Source organism: Halobacillus sp. K22 (genome assembly GCF_052246795.1).
Taxonomy (GTDB): Bacteria; Bacillota; Bacilli; order Bacillales; family Halobacillaceae; genus Halobacillus.
Map to the genome: position 1 here is coordinate 15,796 of NZ_JBQQCN010000023.1, position 18,172 is coordinate 33,967.

At 41.6% G+C, this 18,172-nt stretch carries 22 protein-coding genes and 1 tRNA gene; 1 reads left to right on the plus strand and 22 read right to left on the minus strand.

What is annotated here, in order from left to right; all coding sequences use genetic code 11:
* Nucleotides 1-2: 2 nt before the first annotated feature.
* The 21 genes from ACTWPM_RS15435 to ACTWPM_RS15535 form a co-directional block, all read right to left on the minus strand.
* A complete protein-coding gene (locus ACTWPM_RS15435; RefSeq protein ID WP_443133918.1) occupies nt 3-1,184 on the minus strand; it encodes a phosphoglycerate kinase in 1,182 nt (393 codons plus the stop codon).
* A 169-nt stretch (nt 1,185-1,353) separates the two neighbouring features.
* Nucleotides 1,354-2,361: a type I glyceraldehyde-3-phosphate dehydrogenase gene (gap, locus tag ACTWPM_RS15440; RefSeq protein WP_443133919.1), complete on the minus strand. Its 1,008-nt coding sequence runs from the start codon at nt 2,359-2,361 to the stop codon at nt 1,354-1,356.
* 35 nt (nt 2,362-2,396) lie between these two features.
* Nucleotides 2,397-3,425 (minus strand): sugar-binding transcriptional regulator, encoded by a 1,029-nt coding sequence (locus tag ACTWPM_RS15445; protein WP_443133920.1) that lies wholly within the window; start codon nt 3,423-3,425, stop codon nt 2,397-2,399.
* Nucleotides 3,426-3,571: 146 nt separating this feature from the next.
* Nucleotides 3,572-3,805 (minus strand): glutaredoxin family protein, encoded by a 234-nt coding sequence (locus ACTWPM_RS15450; protein WP_443133921.1) that lies wholly within the window; start codon nt 3,803-3,805, stop codon nt 3,572-3,574.
* 73 nt (nt 3,806-3,878) lie between these two features.
* Nucleotides 3,879-4,103 carry a hypothetical protein gene (locus ACTWPM_RS15455; RefSeq protein ID WP_443123026.1) on the minus strand — a complete coding sequence of 75 codons (225 nt, stop codon included), beginning with the start codon at nt 4,101-4,103 and terminating at the stop codon, nt 3,879-3,881.
* Between the two features lie 1,152 nt (nt 4,104-5,255).
* Nucleotides 5,256-5,510, minus strand: a complete 255-nt coding sequence (locus tag ACTWPM_RS15460) for a hypothetical protein (protein ID WP_443133922.1) — start codon at nt 5,508-5,510, stop codon at nt 5,256-5,258.
* 127 nt (nt 5,511-5,637) lie between these two features.
* On the minus strand, nt 5,638-7,440 hold the full coding sequence (locus tag ACTWPM_RS15465) for an ATP-dependent nuclease (protein WP_443133923.1): 1,803 nt from the start codon (nt 7,438-7,440) through the stop codon (nt 5,638-5,640).
* Nucleotides 7,441-7,535: 95 nt separating this feature from the next.
* Nucleotides 7,536-7,724, minus strand: coding sequence for a hypothetical protein (locus ACTWPM_RS15470; RefSeq protein ID WP_443133924.1), 189 nt, complete (start codon nt 7,722-7,724; stop codon nt 7,536-7,538).
* 52 nt (nt 7,725-7,776) lie between these two features.
* Nucleotides 7,777-8,403, minus strand: coding sequence for a hypothetical protein (locus ACTWPM_RS15475; RefSeq protein WP_443133925.1), 627 nt, complete (start codon nt 8,401-8,403; stop codon nt 7,777-7,779).
* A gap of 2 nt (nt 8,404-8,405) precedes the next feature.
* Entirely contained in the window at nt 8,406-8,717 is a 312-nt protein-coding gene (locus ACTWPM_RS15480; RefSeq protein WP_443133926.1) for a hypothetical protein, read from the minus strand.
* Between the two features lie 19 nt (nt 8,718-8,736).
* Nucleotides 8,737-9,102 (minus strand): hypothetical protein, encoded by a 366-nt coding sequence (locus ACTWPM_RS15485; RefSeq protein ID WP_443133927.1) that lies wholly within the window; start codon nt 9,100-9,102, stop codon nt 8,737-8,739.
* Between the two features lie 49 nt (nt 9,103-9,151).
* Nucleotides 9,152-9,727, minus strand: a complete 576-nt coding sequence (locus ACTWPM_RS15490) for an HNH endonuclease signature motif containing protein (protein ID WP_443133928.1) — start codon at nt 9,725-9,727, stop codon at nt 9,152-9,154.
* Nucleotides 9,720-9,860 (minus strand): hypothetical protein, encoded by a 141-nt coding sequence (locus tag ACTWPM_RS15495; RefSeq protein ID WP_443133929.1) that lies wholly within the window; start codon nt 9,858-9,860, stop codon nt 9,720-9,722. The genes ACTWPM_RS15490 and ACTWPM_RS15495 overlap by 8 nt, the downstream gene beginning before the upstream one ends.
* A gap of 29 nt (nt 9,861-9,889) precedes the next feature.
* The gene (locus ACTWPM_RS15500; RefSeq protein WP_443133930.1) at nt 9,890-10,024 is read right to left on the minus strand and encodes a hypothetical protein; all 135 of its coding nucleotides are present in this window, start codon (nt 10,022-10,024) and stop codon (nt 9,890-9,892) included.
* A gap of 103 nt (nt 10,025-10,127) precedes the next feature.
* Nucleotides 10,128-11,060, minus strand: coding sequence for a hypothetical protein (locus ACTWPM_RS15505; RefSeq protein WP_443133931.1), 933 nt, complete (start codon nt 11,058-11,060; stop codon nt 10,128-10,130).
* A gap of 29 nt (nt 11,061-11,089) precedes the next feature.
* Complete coding sequence (locus ACTWPM_RS15510) at nt 11,090-11,308, minus strand: helix-turn-helix domain-containing protein (protein ID WP_443133932.1); 219 nt, start codon at nt 11,306-11,308, stop codon at nt 11,090-11,092.
* Nucleotides 11,309-12,609: 1,301 nt separating this feature from the next.
* The gene (locus ACTWPM_RS15515; RefSeq protein ID WP_443133933.1) at nt 12,610-12,861 is read right to left on the minus strand and encodes a hypothetical protein; all 252 of its coding nucleotides are present in this window, start codon (nt 12,859-12,861) and stop codon (nt 12,610-12,612) included.
* A 1,123-nt stretch (nt 12,862-13,984) separates the two neighbouring features.
* Nucleotides 13,985-14,410 (minus strand): endonuclease domain-containing protein, encoded by a 426-nt coding sequence (locus ACTWPM_RS15520; RefSeq protein WP_443133970.1) that lies wholly within the window; start codon nt 14,408-14,410, stop codon nt 13,985-13,987.
* A gap of 30 nt (nt 14,411-14,440) precedes the next feature.
* Entirely contained in the window at nt 14,441-15,196 is a 756-nt protein-coding gene (locus ACTWPM_RS15525) for a helix-turn-helix domain-containing protein (RefSeq protein WP_443133934.1), read from the minus strand.
* 178 nt (nt 15,197-15,374) lie between these two features.
* The gene (locus ACTWPM_RS15530; protein ID WP_443133935.1) at nt 15,375-16,367 is read right to left on the minus strand and encodes a tyrosine-type recombinase/integrase; all 993 of its coding nucleotides are present in this window, start codon (nt 16,365-16,367) and stop codon (nt 15,375-15,377) included.
* A gap of 207 nt (nt 16,368-16,574) precedes the next feature.
* Nucleotides 16,575-16,650 (minus strand) — tRNA-Arg (locus ACTWPM_RS15535).
* A gap of 490 nt (nt 16,651-17,140) precedes the next feature.
* Between ACTWPM_RS15535 and clpP the strand changes: the two genes are divergently transcribed.
* Entirely contained in the window at nt 17,141-17,722 is a 582-nt protein-coding gene (gene clpP, locus ACTWPM_RS15540) for an ATP-dependent Clp endopeptidase proteolytic subunit ClpP (RefSeq protein WP_014644241.1), read from the plus strand.
* An 88-nt stretch (nt 17,723-17,810) separates the two neighbouring features.
* On the opposite strand, the gene ACTWPM_RS15545 is transcribed toward clpP, so the two are convergent.
* Entirely contained in the window at nt 17,811-18,065 is a 255-nt protein-coding gene (locus ACTWPM_RS15545) for an HPr family phosphocarrier protein (protein WP_443133936.1), read from the minus strand.
* Between the last annotated feature and the right edge of the window lie 107 nt (nt 18,066-18,172).

The window sequence follows — 18,172 nt, forward strand, 5'->3', positions numbered from 1 at the left end:
TATTATTTATCGTTTAGCAGTGCGACTCCTGGAAGATCTTTTCCTTCCATAAATTCTAAGGAAGCACCGCCTCCGGTTGACACATGATCCATATCATCTGCATAACCGAATTTCTCTACAGCTGCTGCTGAATCTCCGCCTCCGATCACGGTATAACCTTCCGTTTCAGCCAGAGCATTCGCTACAGCTTTCGTGCCATTCGCAAATGTTTCAAGTTCAAATACGCCCATTGGTCCATTCCAGATCACTAATTTGGATTTTTTGATGACTTCAGCATATTTTTCTCTTGTTTTCGGACCAATGTCTAGAGCCTCCCAGTCAGCTGGGATACTGTCAATCGAAACTACTTCAGTATTCGCTGAATCAGAAAAGTCATCTGCAACAACCACATCTTCAGGCATAAGAAATTCTACACCTTTTTCTTCAGCTTTCTTCATATACTCTTTCGCTGTTTCGATCTTATCTTCCTCTAATAAAGATTTACCGATTTCATAACCTTGAGCTTTTACAAAGGTATAAGCAAGTCCTCCACCGATAATTAAGTGATCTACTTTATCAATCAAGTTATCGATTACACCGATTTTGTCTTTAACTTTAGCACCGCCAATTATAGCAGTGAACGGGCGTTCTGGATCTGAAAGTGCTTGTCCCAGCACATTAATTTCTTTTTCCATTAGAAAACCAGCTACAGCTGGCAGATGCTCTGCCACACCAGCCGTGGATGAGTGAGCACGGTGAGCAGCCCCGAAGGCATCATTTACATAAAGGTCTGCCATGTCAGCAAATGCTTTTGACAAGTCCGCATCGTTTTTCTCTTCACCAGGGTGGAAGCGTACGTTTTCAATTAAAAGGACTTCCCCATTATCCATTTCAGAAATGGCTTTGTTTACTTCATCACCATGTACCTGGTCTGTTTTCGTTACGGTTTGTCCTAGCAGAGTACTTAGACGTTTCGCTACAGGATCTAAACGAAGTTCTTTAACTACTTCTCCTTTTGGGCGACCAAGGTGACTGGCAAGAATAACTTTAGCTCCATTTCCAGACAAGTGCTTAATGGTTGGAAGAGCCGCTTTAATTCTAGTATCATCTGTAACTTCTTCCCCGCTCATAGGAACATTAAAGTCCACGCGGCAAAATACAGTTTTTCCGTTTACCTCTACATCACGAATGGTTTGCTTATTCATGAAATGACAACCTCCTTGGTTTGTGGTCAAAATCAAACACCCTGCCGATATGTACGTTTCCCCTGCAATTCAGAATGAAAACGCAGAACAGCAGAAACTATTTCAAACATGGATAAAGGAGGAGGACATAAGGCCCCCTCCTTTTACCTCAAAGTTCTCTATTTAGTTCTTACAAGCCTTGGTTTTTAAGATATACAGCCAAGTCTACACAACGGTTGGAATAACCATACTCGTTGTCGTACCAGGAAACAACTTTAACCATGTTGTTTTCTAATGCAAGAGTAGACAAGCCGTCAATGACTGATGAAAGGGTGTTACCGTTATAATCACTAGAAACTAGTGGTTCATCACTATATCCAAGGATTCCTTTCAAGTTACCTTCAGCTTCTGCTTTAAGGGCATCATTGACCTCATCTACTGTTACATCTGTTTCAAGCTCAGCGACAAAGTCTACAATTGATACGTTTGCTGTCGGTACACGCATAGCCATGCCGCTTAACTTACCATCAAGCTGCGGAAGAACTTTTGCTACGGCTTGAGCAGCACCCGTAGTTGTCGGGATAATATTCTGAGCTGCCGCACGCGCACGACGGTAATCTTTATGCGGTAGATCAAGAATTTGCTGATCATTTGTGTAAGAGTGAACGGTGGTCATCATACCGCGTTTAAGTCCGAATTTCTCATCTAGTACTTTAGCATATGGTGCCAGGCAGTTGGTTGTACAAGATGCATTGGAAATAACGTGGTGGGAATCTTTATCATACTGCTCTTCGTTTACACCCATAACTACAGTCAAATCCTCTTGCTTGGCAGGTGCAGAGATAATTACTTTTTTAGCACCGCCGTCCAAGTGTTTTTTAGCATCCTCGCGCTGAGTGAAACGACCTGTAGATTCAATAACAACTTCTACACCAAGCTCGTCCCAGCCAAGTTGAGCTGGATCTTTTTCGGAAAGCACTTTAATTTCTTTTCCGCCTACAACTAAATTGTCACCATTTGTAGTGACTTTTTGGTCCAGTTCACCATGAACGGTATCGTATTGAAGCAGATGCGCTAGCATGTTAGCATCTGTCAAATCATTTACCGCTACTACTTCTACGTCATCGTTTTTCAAAGCAGCACGATAAACGTTACGTCCAATACGGCCAAAACCGTTAATACCAATTCTTACAGTCATGTAAAATTCCTCCTTGGATTCTATACATTATATATTTAAAGGGAAATTCCCCTTATTAACTCTTTTGCGGCGCCTTCATCGGTAATAAGGACATTACTCTGACCCGGCTTAAAATAGGAAGCAATGGCCTGAGCTTTCGAACGTCCTCCAGCCACGGCAATCACATGCTCGGCGTGCTTTAAATCTTCTAATTGAAGTCCAACCGTTCTAACTTTGTGAACGATCTCACCCATGTGATTAAAATAATAACCAAATGCTTCTCCTACGGCTTCACGGTTTTTAATGAGACGCAATTGTTCTGCTGAGGTTTTCCTTCTCTCAGCCATCATTACAGCATCCCCTACCCCGTGGATGATAATTCCTGCATTTCGGATAATCTCAAGTACTTCCTTAATAGAGGGTTCTTCAATAATGGTCTTATAAGATTCCTCACTTAAAGGGTCAGGGACATAAAGTAAGCGATAATCCCCTTTAGCTTTTTTAGCCATTTCAGCGCAAATGGTATTGGCTTGATTTTCAACTCTTTCACCAAGACCTCCGCGTGCAGGTACGTAGAGACATTCATCTGCACCATGGAACGGCGTCATCATTTCAGCTACTGCTGCCATAGTCGTGCCGCCAGTAATTCCGATAGTTTGGCGAGGGATTAACTGTTCTTTCAGATAATTAACACAAGCTTTTCCCATTTCACTCTTTACCCAGTCGAGGTTATCACTATCACCGGGAACCACCACAGTATAGTCTAGGTTTAATTTATCCTTTAATTGCTTTTCTAAAACCTTTATCCCTGTAACTTCTTTAATGAATTCAGCTAATTGCTCCAAAATGTTTTGACCTTCATAAGTCAAATGCATTCCACGGGAAGTAATTTCCACAGAGCCTTGCTTATTTAAAAAGTCAACTTCGCTGCGGACGGTGCGCTCCGCTAGCTCTACATTTTCAGCGAGAGCACGGCGACCCACAGGCTGCATGATTTGAATGTAATACAGAAGCTTATAGCGTTGCTGCATTACCTCCACCACTTCAGGAAAAAGTTTTGTTTGTAAGTCAATTAAATCTCGCATGGAAAAGCTCCTTACTTAAAATCCATCGATTGGGGCGGATTACGTCCCGGGCAGTCATATTATGTCCCACTTGGAGCAAAAATATCTCTTTCACTAGTAATATTAACAGTGAGAATGTGGAGGCGCAAGCAGAAGTGAATGAATTTTTAATGTAAGCGTTCTTCTATAGCTCCATACGTAATAGACCGATAATCTAATTCATCTCCATTGACTAAAATGACGGGAACTTCGAGTAAATACCTTCTCATTAGTTCATCATTTTGCTCAATGTCAATTTCCTGCACGTCAATATTATATTCCCCGGAGAACAGTTCAACTAAACTGCTGATCTCTTCACAAAGCGGACAGTTTTGTTTTGAATATAGGATTATTTTATTCACTGTTTTCCTCCTTTTTTGGCTCATCTTACTATGTTCTCTCATTTATTATACATAAATAAAGAGCATGCACTAATCAGGATGCATGCTCTTCATTATCATATACGCCATTATCTATTTTCAATTTTCTCTTCTGTAAAAACTCGGTTAATTCTTCGTAGGCATTATTCTTAGGTGTTCGCTTCAACGACTCATAATTAAAAGATAGTTTTTGCTGCTGCTGCATATCGAACACGTGAATCCGTCTGTCCTCAGAAATTTGCTCAGTCGACAACATTTTATAACGGATTAATTTTGTCATAAATACCCCTTTTCTTTGGCAAAAGCGTCAAGAAACGGCAACTACATAGAATAATAATAACATAGAAAATAAAATAAAAAAATTACATTGACATAACAATCTACTTACGAAACTCCGTATATATTTTGTTCCATATTTGTTCAACTTTTCTTCTCTTATAAATCTGACAACTAATTTTATTATATGAGTATAAAAATACCTACGTATAAACGCAAAAAACGCTTTTCTAAAAGAAAAGCGTTTTTTGCGTTTATTTTTTTAGTAGCGCGCCCGAGAGGATTCGAACCTCCGACAGACGTAGAACCGGAATCTATTCGGAAATCTTACGAAAATATGTATTCGAGAAACCCTCGCCACACATCGTTATCTCAACCGAACGATTGCGAGAAATTTTCCGTACAGACGATAACCCGCTGCTTAAGCGTGGACAGTCCGTTTCGGAATTATCCTTATTATATATCCTTAGTTATTTAATAGCAACGAATAATATTTACGGATTTTCTCTACTAGGTTTTTCATCTATTTCATGAAAAATTATTAATTACGACATTTTCAGTCCCCTCATTCTTTTTCTCTACCTACTACAAAAAGGAATTAGTAGATTTTTAGATGAAAGTTTTAGGTAGTTTTTTTAATAAACCTTTGAGTATTAGGCACTTCCCCCTTTAACATTGCAATTAATGAATTAAATAGGATTTCTTTTAGAAATATCATTTTGCTCTTGAATACTTGCTCGCAAGGCTTTCTACGTGCGATTAGCAATTTGACAAATTCCAGCTCATTCGTTCAAAAACACTATATATTGAAAAAGTTTAATTCATGAACACAATATATTGATTAAGTTTTCGTAAATGTGGTATGTTACATGTACAAGTTAAAACTTGGAATTAACCGCCATGATTGGAGTTGGAGATTAATTAGGCGGAAAGTGAGGAGGGAGATTATTGGATATTGATATGCTTTATCATATTATATTGATATTTATGCTAGGAGTAGATTTAGGCATGAAAATAAACCCCGACAAGTAGCCGAGGTTTCTCATTTAGAAAATATTGCGATGATCGTTAGTTAGCGGCTAACGGTCATCTATTCTTATACTACCCAAGATAGCACTAACTAAACACGGTGTAAACTGTTTGATACTAAATTAACCTATTCGTCATAATGCTCGCCCTGAATATAGATCAATTGGCGCAAAAGGAAGCTACGGACATCATCATCTTGGAGCGTTGGAATGAAGGATTGTACGTATGTAACCGGTTCTTCTTGAGGACTTGTTTTGTCGTAGACGGTAATGAGGCGATCACCATCGGGGAGTTTTACGACCTTCTCGATATCGAAGCGTCCATGACCGTAAAGTTCGAGGGTGCGGCGGATTTTGTACGGGTCGTTAAGCTCATTTAACATAGTTCGAATCACTCCTAATTTAGTTGATCGGGGTATAATTCAACAAGTTTCCGCGGATTCCTTCTTTTTCCAAAGAAAAAAGCGAGGCTTCGCGACCTCGCCCACTTTTAGTCCTACAATTAAGTAATCACACGCTATCTTTAACTTCCAATTCTTCCAGAAGCTCTGAAGTAGTTTCCCATTCAATACATCCATTAGGAGCGTTAACATTATGGTCGACCAATGCTCTAAGTAGAGACTTGATTCTTTCAAATGCATCCGGATTCTCAGCCAAAGTCATAAGTGCATTGTAAGGCTTTTCCCCTTTTACTTCTTCGTTAAAGTATGCTTCTTCAAAATTTGGGATCGAGGCTAGAAGCCTAACTTTTTTTGGGTCAACATGCGATTTCACAGATTCGAGTATTTTATCGTTTGAAGTCCATGCTTTATTCTTTTTAAATTCACCATTCTTTTTCCTTTTTTCAGTGTAAGGTCTATCGCTGTCATGAAGAACTGAATAAGAAGAATCAAAATGATTTAATATCTTTACTAATGAGGCAATAGTATCTTTACCTCTTGCTCTTATAACATGCACCCCTCTAAAGAGCTCTGGTTCGGACTCTATAATGTATCTAAATGCCGTGTATTCTGTATCACCTTCTACAACAATTGTATGACCACCGAAGAAGAATTCAGCAACATATGGATCAAACATATTAAGAAGTTTTAACCTTCTTTTATCATCCTCATCCAACGAAGCCCTTTCAGGTCGAAACAAAGTAGTCCCTACAATATCTCCACTCTCACTTCTTTCTACTCTGACAATAGTTGTATTATCTCTTGATAGATCAATAAATGCGGGAGAATGAGTCGTGACCATTACTTGCCAATTCTTGCTTTTTGGCAAGTCGTATAAACTTTTACAAGCTTCTCGTATAGCACTAGGATGTAAACATAGTTCTGGTTCATCCAGTAGTAGTACATGGGGTCTTTCACTTTTGTTCTTTTTACTTAGCTTTGTCTCATTCACATAACGCAAGGCAGCCCAAAGCAATGTTCTTCTAGCTCCACTACCCTGCCTCGCAATTGAACTTTGATAGCCTCCCTGTGGCCCCATCAAGAGTTGAGGTTTGGCTTTAAATAAGTCAATACTTTTTTCAAGCTCCTCCTCTGGCCTTGCATCGAACTTAACCTCATATCCGGGAAATACATTATCCATAATAGAGGATAGTTTAGTTTCTGCATCCTCAATTTCTTTTTCTGAATCCTGCAAAATTTGCTCTTGCAATTTCTGAATATGATTTAATAATTTTTCATAATCTGACTGAGCCGTGTCTTTATCCTCTTTTGAAAGATTTTTGGACATACTTTTAACTCGCTCTTTAATTACAGTCGATAAGATTTGAGTTATTTCGTCAGCTTGTTTTTTCGGATCTTCAAAAGCCTCTACCAGATGAGGTTGAGGCCTTTGAGAATTTGCGACATTGGGTGCTCCCCAAGGTACATTTTCTGACCACTCTCCCACTTGCACATCATATCCTCTTCTAACTGGTGCACCTACATTTTTCCAAACCCATTGTTCTCTAACATACTTTTCCTTTGTATTATCATCCACTCTAATCCAACGTTCTCCAGGACTGTTATCATGCACCACAGTATGTAACTCCATCTCAGGGTAAGCGCCTTCAATAATTTCGCCATTCGGAAAATCATCTATACCTAGCTCACATGCTCTAGAACCATGTGACATTATTATCTCGTAAGCTTTTAAAATAGTACTCTTTCCAGCATTATTTGAGCCTACGAGCACAACTATATCGTCAAGCTCAACCTCTACTGGAGTACTACCAATGCTCCTGAAGTTTTTAATAACTAGTTTGCTTAATCTTGGTCTAGGTACACTGGGATCATCTGAAACTAAGTTAACTTCCGGGATTTTCTTTTTAGCCATAATTAACCACTCCCCCTTTATTAATTTCCATTATATTCTATTCAATTGTAAAATTATAGTAAATTATATCTTAAAACCATAAAAAGATTACCCCCTCATCCGGCACACCGTCCAGCCAACTCAACCTTCACGCTGATCCCCTGCCCGTTCCGCAACGCGATTGTCTCGACTACTCTCCCCCCTTGCCGCTCGACGGCCTCTCGTAGTTGCACGTACTCTTCCGTGGTATTCACAGTTTCTATCTTTTGCGTAATTTCCTTCTGTTTGATTTCTCGTTTAATCATCGACTCTCTCCTTTTCGTTTAATTGACGAGGAACCCGAAGGCTCCCCGCTCTTTAAATACTTTTTCTTGTGCCGTTATGAATGTTCTTCGCCTGATCCTTAAACGCTGGGTGCGTAAAGGTTAAGCGCCTAAATGCTGCGTCTGGTTTTAACATGGCGGCTTCTTGCGCTTCTTCTAGCGCCTCCTGCTCGGGAGTTTGCAAGTTTGAGAGATACGAGTTAACGTAGCGTAGTTTTTTTATGGTTTCCTCGTCATTCACGCTTTGCAGCACCTTTGGTAATTGCTTTCGTACCTCGTTGAGCTGCTCCGGAGACATGTGCTCGAATCTATCTTCAAGTGAATTAAAAACCTCTCTTCGTTGTTTATCGCTGTATGCGAAGGCCACGCTCGCCGTAAATTCGTCCAATACCGATTCAACAAATTGCTTGTCGCTTGGGGACGGTTTAAAGTAACTTTTAGCGGCTTCTTGCTTACGCTGCTCAAGTAAAGCCTCGGCTTCTTGCGCGTACTTAGTGTTTCTATCGGCAACTACGTCCTCTAATTCTTGACGTTTCTCCCGAATTGCTTCGTCTTTGAACGCTTGATCTTTGTATCTAGGATCGCTGCTTTCTTCGATTTTCTGCACGTCTTTTCTGAATTTACGTACTGCCTTTTCGATGTCTCTTTTGTACTGCTCCATTATTACCTACTCCTTTTATTTGTGAGTGTTTGTATCGTTGGTAATTCAACGTTCGTTGTCTCTACGTCTATCACGTAGTCGTTTTCTCTAATGAATCTCTTTACAATCTCTTGGGCGGAGGAATGGGCGTTTGCTTCGTTCTGTCTCGATACATAATCCGCCTTGAACACGTTCTCTTCCCGACCTCTATCGAATACTTTAATCTGAACCTCTCGCTCCTTGCGGTTGATTCGGTCCACCTGTATGTTGACGAGTACCTTTCCGTCCGCCTCTTCGTCTATCTCTTCGAATTTGCCTTTCTGTATTCCGAACATATAACCGACTCCTTCCGTTTCATTGCATATATTCATACATCGTGGTCTTACGTTTGATTCCGTCTTTCGCTAAATCTAAGCATTCACCAAATGCCTCCGCTTTGAACCACTCGCTTTTTCCTCTTACATTTGTAAAGTGTCTCCGCCATTTTAGCTTAGACTGCATCGAGGACGTTCGGAGGACAACGACTTCATTTAACTGCGTCACCATCTCAATACGTTTTATCGTGTTAACGTAGGTATCTCGGTTACTTAATCTGGACGGGTAGTAAACGCTATCTAGTGATATGGTTTCTCCGCTTGGCTCGTATTCAACGATACCTATCCCCGTTTCGGTTTCTTCGCGAATGGCAACCGCCTTAAACCGCCTGACTACTTCTGACAATCTATCGCCTCCTTCTCTCGAGTGAATCCGTTGGTTATCGTAAATGGTCTCACTCAACGGCATTCACTAGCGCTTCTTCCGCTTTAATCTCGAGGTGCTTTCTAGCGTCTGCGGATAACTCTTCGAATGCTTCTTGAAATGTCTGCTGCTTTCGCAAGGCCAACCGATCTACTAGTTTCATTACGTAGTAGTCTTCGACCTCTCGAATCATGTGTAGCAAGGCGGGGGTATCCGACTTCTCGCGGTTGCAGTGACCGCAAGCCATCGTACAATTACTTGCAGTATTAGCTCCTCCATAACGTAGGGGCGTAACATGGTCCAACTGCCGTTCGTTTTCCGGCACATCTTTTCCGCAGTAGGAGCACGTTTCATCCGCCAAAATAAAGGCTACTTCGAAGAGACCTAAATCGTTGGTTACGCTTATACCTAACTCTTTCTCAACCTTTCTTACGGCCTTTGTAGACGACTGGAGCGCTTGGCTCGCCTTACCTCTGAAAGTCCCGTTATGTCGCCTCATACGCTCGGCTGCCTCGACACACTCGCACGCCTTACAATGACTCCGTTTCACTCCGTAAAACTCTTCGAGTGGCTTCTCCGTTTGGCAACGGGTACAACGTTTATCCATGGTGAACACCCCCTTTCTTGTCCGAGCAGACTTCGTGTTCAATCCGCTCGACTTTTCCGTCAACCTTATCGAGCTTCCGTTCCATACCTTCAAGTTTTTCGATTATCTTGCGCATTACTAATTCGTCACTCATTCGCTCTCTCACTCTCTCTTTCATTTTTGTTATTTGTTCAATTCTTTTTCGATCGTTTCCAGCGTGGAGGTAATTTCAAGTGTTACGTGAACCCCTGAAGTCTTCAGCGCTGCCAACGCTTTTAAATATTCGATAAGATCTATTAGCTTTCGATCTTCATTCATTCGATCACTCCTTCAATCGTTAAGTAGGCTCAACCCTCCCGCCGGCAGGATAGCGGTGCTAACGGGCGGTTTTTATTAATCGCTTAATAGGTGTTATAAAGCCCTATTTAAACAGCATTTTAATTGTGTCTAAGTGCTTTCCATTTCCTGCGTAGATCACTCGGGGATTAACCACGATCTTATTTCTGCGTCGATCCTCGCTTATCTCCACGAATCCAAAGATCGGTTGCCCATCGTATTTAATGGATCTTAGAGTTTGTGTTAGCTTCTTCTCGTCCTCATAGCCTAGCTTTTCGGCTAACTCTTCTATTGTTAACGGTTTAACCTCGTCCGCTTTAACTTCGCTTGGGTTTTCCGCAAGAACGTTAAAGTTAAAGTTCACGTATGGTAGTACCGAGTAAATAACGCCTAGCTTCTTAATGGATCGCCCATTGTAGAGCTCGTACAAATCCCGTACCGTTTGCCGAAACAATCGAGTGTACCGCATCTCTCCTTTTATAGCCTTAACGTGCTCCCCTCGATAGAAGACGGCTGGGTTTATCTCTAATCCCTCGTCGGTTTCCGCTAGGATTCCCTCGTTTAAAAGTTTCTTGTAAAACCCGCTATACTTACTTCTACTCATTCCGAGCAACTCTTCGAGCGATTTCTTACCGATTTTTACACCGTTTGGATGCTTCAATAGCCCGTAGCGGAATGCTTCGCTATCGTCGTAAGAGACGTATGTCCCGATAAACATTAACCGAGCCAAGTCGGATTGCGTTAAGCTAGGAAATCGCTCCTCTATCGCTTTGTTTCCTTGAAATAGAGCGAATACATATCCGCCGTTCTCCGTTTGATGCGCTTTAAGGTTCTCTTTAATTTGCTGCCCCCTCATTTGCCCTTCTGTTAACCGTGGCCTAACGTCTACCTTGTCGGAGATATTCTCACCTGTTTCTGTGTCATACGCCTCTCCGTTAATAACCTCGAAGTTTTGCGTTACCTCGATAGCTTCTCGTATTGCGTTCGGGTGTAAATCCGCCCATTTTGTTTCCATCATTCTATCTCTCCCTCTCTCGCTTTGGTTGTTTAATAGATTCTCTGCTTCATACGCTTGCAGAACTCGATGAACTCGGGATCATCCGTGTTGAACTTCCGAACGACCTTTGCTCGGTTCTTCTCGGTTAGTACGGTGAAGCCCGTTTCCACTTTTGCAATCGTTGATTCAGCGATGTTCATTTCCTCGCTAAACTCTCGTTGGGTTTGCCCGAGATAAAGCCGAATCAACTTGAATGTTTCGTTTGTCATATTACCTCGCTCCTTTCAAATGGTTGTCGTTGAGGCTCGTTTCCTTCCACGAATCCAAAATAAAAAAGCCTCGATGGGCTTCTCTAATTTCTTCTTCATTATTTAGTGCTACTAATCGGGTTCTACGGACGTATTCGACTCAAATTTCTTCGAAAAAATTCCTCTCATTATATAGTGCTGCTGTGGAGACAAAAATTAGGGTTACGTATCCAAAAAATATATTTTTTTCGTTCCCCTTTATGGTGGATTTGTATTTTTCGTACTTTCCAGCAATGTGAAACGATGTGTAAGGTAAACAAATTAGGTTCCTTTTCGGGAACAAAATCGGGGTAATAGGTTCCATTTCGGGAACAAGCGAAATTGGCCAAAATCATGTTTAAACACCGCTATAAAGGCGTTTAACGCCGTTTTTCTTGGATAGAGTAAAAACTGGGTCATCTTCTAATCAGTAATTACTAAACTCGTTTCCACCGTTGTTTAAGAAGCGATTCTTTAAACCGTCTGCCGTCCGTTGTTCTCCCGCCTTGCCTCTAGCCTTTTCCGTGTAATCCCATGTGCCTCACGTGGCCTGTGCGTTTTTTGTTGCCGTTAATGGAAGAAACTCGACATAACTACGTATGTAACCCGCCTTATTCCCGTTACACAAACGGCTTTCAAGAACCCGTGTACGTTCGCCAGGACAAACGATATCCTGTTGGCCTCGTTGTTCTCGTCATGGCGTTTATCACGGTCATACTTTACCGCTAGATCGTTGGTACGTTTATTGCTTTGTTTGCGTTGTATGTATGAGATTTCTAATCTCAAGATACGAGTGAAACGAAGTATCTAACACCCGTGAACACTCGGGAATATGCGTTGTGACGTTGTTCCCCGTTGTCCCTGCGTTATCCCTGCGATAGTCCTCGCCTTCCCTCTCATTATATAGTGCTGCTGTGGCCTTCCTGCGGAAGTATCGAACAGGAAAAAATTTAATTCTTTTTCGTTTTCCCCTTGCGTTTGGCCCGTTTATCGCCCTTCACTATATAGTGCTGCTGAGGCGGTATTTTACAACCATCACCGACAAGAAAATTAAATTCTTTTCGTTTCCCCCTCGTGTTTTCCTTACCTAAACAACGTAGACTTTTGTATTGTCCATTGACCGACGTTAGGAGGTGGGAGCTTGCTCCCAAATACCCCCGTTCCCCTCGTTTTCTCCGTTTGTAAAACATTAGTCACTATCGTTCCTTAGCCTTCTCCACTCCGTTCCGTCGGCTAAACAAAACTTCCTCTTCGCTTCAAGCGGATGAAAGTACTTAGCGTTTCTACCACTCGGCCATTTTGACTTTTTCGTTCACTTCGTAGTAAAGACGTTGATACTCCTTCCGTTGTTCACGGTTATCCTCGTAATGCTTTTTCGCATATTTCTGGCTACACTCGCTGCATTCCGAGCGTCTCCCGGCAAACTTCGATTTATCTCGATTGAATGCCTCGAGAATCTTCGGTGTACCGCATTTCGAACACTTTTCCCGATAATCTCTCGTTTTTCGTTCGATCCATACGTTTTGATTTTCCATCGCAATCCTCTCCCGTTTTCGATTTCGTGGGTAACGTTTAATGTCACCCTCTTACTCGCTAATATCACAACAAGATCATTTCGTGGGACACCGTTTAAAAATTTGGACTCAAAAACCCGAGAATACCGTCAATCCTACGACAGCCCTCTCGGGTTCTTTTCTATTCATTTTTATCGAAGTCTCCCTGTTAACCTGCGTTTTCCTCTCCCATTATTCAGTTCTATTGTGAAGGAAAATTAAGCATCAAATTTTCTGTTTTTCCCTTCTACTAATAAGAACCAAAATCATATCCATTTTTGTTACATGAGTTTTGAATTTTTTTAAGCAGGATTAGAATATCTTTTTTAATGGGGAATGGTTAACGTTGAACCCTCGACCTTTTGAAATTTTGTCGGAAATGTTCGTTCACTCGGCGGCGGCTGCCGGGTTTAGTGCCCCCGGGGGATAACGAGCATACAAACGAGTGGCCGGAATAAAACGGTGAATAGAGAATACACGAAAATGCATAGTTTATCCGTGGTTAGGTAGGCGATACCTTCCCGTAATCACTCGCCTTTATTAACGATAAACTCCGGCAAATCAACGTTCCAAGGGGAAGAATTCGTCTTACTTTACATAATGAGTATTAACGGAAGTAACACGTTCAGCCCCGGCAAATCAATATTCCGCAAACTTACGTATTATCGACTTTTTATCCCTCGAAATTATGCGTTATTATACCGTATAAAATCTTGCATAATTATCGCTTTTTTCCGCCCATTCCTCTCGTTTGTTTATCGACCACAACGTCAATACAACGCCTTCGCAGAGCCAATTCAGAGGATTCCACGCCTTATATATTTTGCGTTGGGTATGAAATTATACTCGCCAATAATTACGCTCACAACGTCTATGAGTCCGTCATACACCGGGATAAAAGACGCTTACACCCCGCTTGTCCCCTCGATGTTTTCGCCCTAGAGAGCTCGTGAACGGCTTCGCCGGTATAACCGATGGATATTATCTCTTTTACGTTAGACATACGTGTAATAACGTGTAGTTAAAGAGCGCATTCCATCTCCTGTTTGCTCCGAGTTTCTTCTTTTGTCTCTCCCTCGTAAAGTTATTTTCCTTTACAGTTCGATTACACATTCGATCTCTTCGTGAGTTCCTCGCTAATTCCTTTGACCACACTCGGAAGGCTTCGATGTATCCTCGATCCACTAAAACGCATAACCTTCCAGCCTTTACTTCGGAGGTAACGGTCTTTTTTTCGATCATGTGCCTTTTGTGAAGCCGACGAATGGAACGCCTTTCCATCGCATTCAATCGCTATCTTCGACCCAGGAAACGCTATGTCAATGCGAAACTTTCCCTCGGGATACTGCGTTCGTGGGTACAAAAACGAAACTAACCCGTTGTATAATCGACGCTCAATCGGAGACTCGCATTTCTCATATTCGGATTTCTCAACTGGTTCTGGATCACTTTGAAAAAGATTAAGACAGAAGACTATTAAGACCATCAGCAAAAAGAGAATAACGGTTACAATAAACTCGCTCATTTTCATCACCCGTATTTAGTTTCGCCCAAACCGTCTCTAATACACGTCTGCCATTTGACGTAAGTATATACCTCGACTCACCTTCCGCCATGAGGCGTATAGATAGTTGTTGAGATTACGTACCTGCCCCTCTTTGTAACGTCTAATACACGATAGGAACGCCTCTGCAAATGCTTCGTGATCCTCCACGTGAATGGATCGATCAATAGACGCTTTGGATCGGTACAAGACCCCGACTAACTCGTACAACTCTTCTACGTTAAAGAACGGACTCATTACCTCGTAAATGGACGTAGGGATCGAGTTTTTCAACGTTTTCCCCGTATCTAATATGTGCTTTTGAATATGGTTAGAATTAGATGGTTCGGTTTCCTCAATCTGCTCCGAGTGCTCTTGCGGCGTACTCTCACCGTCTTCTATTGCGGTGTCACCCTGACGTGTCACTAGAATACGAATGACGTTAACGGACTTTTTCCGAGAGTTCCCTCGCCACTTTTTCACGGTCGGCAACTTATCAATAAACCCGTATTCTTCGAGTTTCTTTACCACTCGGATAACCGTTCGTTTACTTACCCCTACGTTCTCTGCTATCGTTTGGTACTTCGCGAAACTAACGCCCAGCAACCGTAAACTGGATCTACCAAAGAAACGTAGAACTTCGATTACGGAATCGGGTTGCTCGTCTGCTTGTAAACGTGCTATGTAATCGTAAATCTTTTCGTCCATCTCGTTCTTAGACGTAAAAGTAGCGTATTCTGCTAGTACTGTTAAATCGGTCGTAACGTAATCCATACCGTGCTGCCTCCCTTAATGAGACGCAAACACCGAACTTATGTTCTTATAAATAGACAGACCTGCCGAATTTGACTGTCTGCTATTTTTTCGATATACTACACGTAGGCTAGTGGTGTATATCGTTGAGTTTACGGCAAGTCCGTATGCTCGGCGGTTGCATCCTTTTTTTTATGTCTTATAATCGCTTTTTGTCTCTAGCGAATACTTTATCGAAGTTTTGTTTTACCGTTTCATCCGTGTACTTAATATAGATTTCCGTAGATGCTAAGTCGGAGTGACCGAGAATCGATTGTAAGGTCTTTATATCGCCACCAGAACTTAGAAATCGCACGGCAAACGTATGCCTCAAAGAGTGCGGGGAAGCCCTGCATTCGCCCTTCAAACCCGCTTGATGTGCGTATTTATCGACCCTCTTACGTAAATGATCGTTTCTCATCTGTTGACCGAACTGGTTAACGAATACATAACTAATGTCTGCCCCGAAATATTCACGTGCTTCCGCTATCAACCCTCGGATTTCTTCGGCAAGTTGAAGAGTCATCGGGATACTTCTCGTTTTACGGTTCTTGTTTTTTGCTCCCGGTAACATCATCACTCGATTGTCTAAATCCAAGTCGGAAATCTCTAACGAATTGATCTCGTTTGAACGAAGACCGCTTTTTAACATCGTTAACATTGCTACATAATCTCTGTAACCTGCGTAGGTTTCTAAATCCACGACCGAGAAAAGTCTCTTTACTTGTTGATCCGTTAACGAAAATATCTTTCCTTCATCAGTACGTAACTTACGGATTTCCTTAAACGGTGAATCCTCGATTAAGTTTTCAGCTACCATGCGATTAAAGACGCTGCGGAGGCTTGCAAGACGTATATTGACGGTGACAGGGGAAAGATTCCGTTTGTCTAACTGATGCTTTATATACGCCCTTATATCGTCTTTGTGGATACGCTCTAACTCGTTGACTCCGATGATTCTAATAAACTCATCGTAATAGGCTCGGTAACCCTTTAACGTTTTCTCACGATAGCCCTCCGTCTCGTAGACGAGCATCACTTTCTCGATGGCATCCTCGGTGGAAATGGACTGCGTAGATTTCGTATAGGTTAACGGTTCCCAACGTTTCATCACGCCAGGTTTTCGTAAATTCCTACGATTTATTTTCGGCATACAAAAAAAGACCTCCCGACCACAACCGTTTGGTTGGGCGAGAGGCCTCGGAATGGCGTAAACACGGAGATTAGAAGAGACGGTAAACCAACGAGAAACACGCTTTCCGTTTCCCTTAGTTTACGTCCCTCCGTTATCTCAACGAAGACGATTACGCTTAAATTTTCGAATTAAATTACCGTCATATCAACGGTTCTGTTTTAGTAGCGCGCCCGAGAGGATTCGAACCTCCGACAGACGTAGAACCGGAATCTACCGCTCTATCCAACTGAGCTACGGGCGCAAAATCGACATGCAATATATATTATATGAAGAATAGAAGATTATTGCAAGGTTTTTTTAATTAGATAAGTATAACAACTCGCAAATCAAATTCTAAAGCCCGGAAATCTTCGTAAATAGGATGTTTAACTAAAGACCGCAGCCATGTGTGGGAGAATAAATGCTCCCGCGCTGTGCTGGTTCGCAGAAAAGCGCCCCTCCCTTTCCCAACGAACCAGAATTTCTGCTGAATTGAGTCTTTCACAATACTTTCCTATAGTTAAACTAAATCACTTATGGAAAAAACTGCTATTATTAATAGAGCGACTTTTAAAAGTATATTTGTTTAGCAATAAAAACCAAGTTCCCTACGTTTATCCAAGAAAATTTAGGGTATGATGGTATAAGGAATTCTACGAAAAAGGTCGATCGTTTTTGTTTGACCTTTATTGACCTTAATTGTATGATAAATGTATTCCATCATAATTATTGATGATAAGGAGGAAATCACAATGAATTTAGTACCTACAGTTATTGAACAAACGAACCGAGGAGAGCGTGCTTACGACATATACTCCCGTCTATTGAAGGACAGGATTATCATGCTTGGCAGCCCGATCGATGATAACATTTCCAACTCCATTGTAGCTCAATTGCTATTTTTAGCAGCTGACGATCCAGACAAAGATATTTCTCTATATATTAATTCACCAGGCGGTTCCATCACATCTGGCATGGCGATTTACGATACGATGCAGTTTATCAAACCAAACGTTTCTACTATCTGCACTGGTATGGCAGCTTCTATGGGTGCTTTCCTGCTAAACGCTGGTGAACCAGGTAAGCGTTACGCACTTCCAAATAGTGAAGTTATGATCCACCAGCCTCTAGGCGGAACACAAGGACAGGCTTCTGACATCGAAATTCATGCTAAACGCATCATTAAAATGCGCGAGAAATTAAACAAAATTCTCTCTGAACGTACAGGCCAGCCATATGAAGTTATCGAACGCGATACCGATCGTGATAACTTCATGTCTGCACACGAAGCTGTAGATTATGGATTGATCGACAAAGTTATGGAGAAGTCTTAACCATATATTTATCCGCTGTGCACAATACACAGCGGATATTTTTATGTGTTTTCATTATGTTTAAGTTCATTCTTTCACAAATATGGGTTTACTTCTCCTTTACAAAATCGTGCAGCTGTTCCATGGCAGTTTCTTCATCGGAACCATCTGCAATCAATTTAATACTTTCCCCAGTACCAACTGCAAGGCTCATTAGCCCCATGATGCTTTTTGCATTCACCCGCTTGTTTTCTTTTTCAATGAATATATCGCTGCTGAAGCGATTCGCATGTTGAACAAATTGAGCGGCAGGTCTTGCCTGTAATCCTGTTTCCAGTTCAATCTTTATATCCCGTTCTATCAATGAATTCTCTCCTCCCATTTTACTATTTTTTCCTCCGAAAACGCATTCATAATAACCGAAAGAAAACGCTCTCGATAAATGAAAGCGTTTTTAATTATAGTTCATTA

Excerpts from the sequence above, each read along its gene's own strand:
- ACTWPM_RS15435 (WP_443133918.1), bottom strand. The coding sequence starts at position 1,184 with ATGAATAAGCAAACCATTCGTGATGTAGAGGTAAACGGAAAAACTGTA.
- gap (WP_443133919.1), bottom strand. The coding sequence starts at position 2,361 with ATGACTGTAAGAATTGGTATTAACGGTTTTGGCCGTATTGGACGTAAC.
- ACTWPM_RS15445 (WP_443133920.1), bottom strand. The coding sequence starts at position 3,425 with ATGCGAGATTTAATTGACTTACAAACAAAACTTTTTCCTGAAGTGGTG.
- ACTWPM_RS15455 (WP_443123026.1), bottom strand. The coding sequence starts at position 4,103 with ATGACAAAATTAATCCGTTATAAAATGTTGTCGACTGAGCAAATTTCT.
- ACTWPM_RS15460 (WP_443133922.1), bottom strand. The coding sequence starts at position 5,510 with ATGTTAAATGAGCTTAACGACCCGTACAAAATCCGCCGCACCCTCGAA.
- ACTWPM_RS15465 (WP_443133923.1), bottom strand. The coding sequence starts at position 7,440 with ATGGCTAAAAAGAAAATCCCGGAAGTTAACTTAGTTTCAGATGATCCC.
- ACTWPM_RS15470 (WP_443133924.1), bottom strand. The coding sequence starts at position 7,724 with ATGATTAAACGAGAAATCAAACAGAAGGAAATTACGCAAAAGATAGAA.
- ACTWPM_RS15475 (WP_443133925.1), bottom strand. The coding sequence starts at position 8,403 with ATGGAGCAGTACAAAAGAGACATCGAAAAGGCAGTACGTAAATTCAGA.
- ACTWPM_RS15480 (WP_443133926.1), bottom strand. The coding sequence starts at position 8,717 with ATGTTCGGAATACAGAAAGGCAAATTCGAAGAGATAGACGAAGAGGCG.
- ACTWPM_RS15490 (WP_443133928.1), bottom strand. The coding sequence starts at position 9,727 with ATGGATAAACGTTGTACCCGTTGCCAAACGGAGAAGCCACTCGAAGAG.
- ACTWPM_RS15495 (WP_443133929.1), bottom strand. The coding sequence starts at position 9,860 with ATGAGTGACGAATTAGTAATGCGCAAGATAATCGAAAAACTTGAAGGT.
- ACTWPM_RS15500 (WP_443133930.1), bottom strand. The coding sequence starts at position 10,024 with ATGAATGAAGATCGAAAGCTAATAGATCTTATCGAATATTTAAAAGCG.
- ACTWPM_RS15505 (WP_443133931.1), bottom strand. The coding sequence starts at position 11,060 with ATGATGGAAACAAAATGGGCGGATTTACACCCGAACGCAATACGAGAA.
- ACTWPM_RS15510 (WP_443133932.1), bottom strand. The coding sequence starts at position 11,308 with ATGACAAACGAAACATTCAAGTTGATTCGGCTTTATCTCGGGCAAACC.
- ACTWPM_RS15515 (WP_443133933.1), bottom strand. The coding sequence starts at position 12,861 with ATGGAAAATCAAAACGTATGGATCGAACGAAAAACGAGAGATTATCGG.
- ACTWPM_RS15520 (WP_443133970.1), bottom strand. The coding sequence starts at position 14,410 with ATGAAAATGAGCGAGTTTATTGTAACCGTTATTCTCTTTTTGCTGATG.
- ACTWPM_RS15525 (WP_443133934.1), bottom strand. The coding sequence starts at position 15,196 with ATGGATTACGTTACGACCGATTTAACAGTACTAGCAGAATACGCTACT.
- ACTWPM_RS15530 (WP_443133935.1), bottom strand. The coding sequence starts at position 16,367 with ATGCCGAAAATAAATCGTAGGAATTTACGAAAACCTGGCGTGATGAAA.
- clpP (WP_014644241.1), top strand. The coding sequence starts at position 17,141 with ATGAATTTAGTACCTACAGTTATTGAACAAACGAACCGAGGAGAGCGT.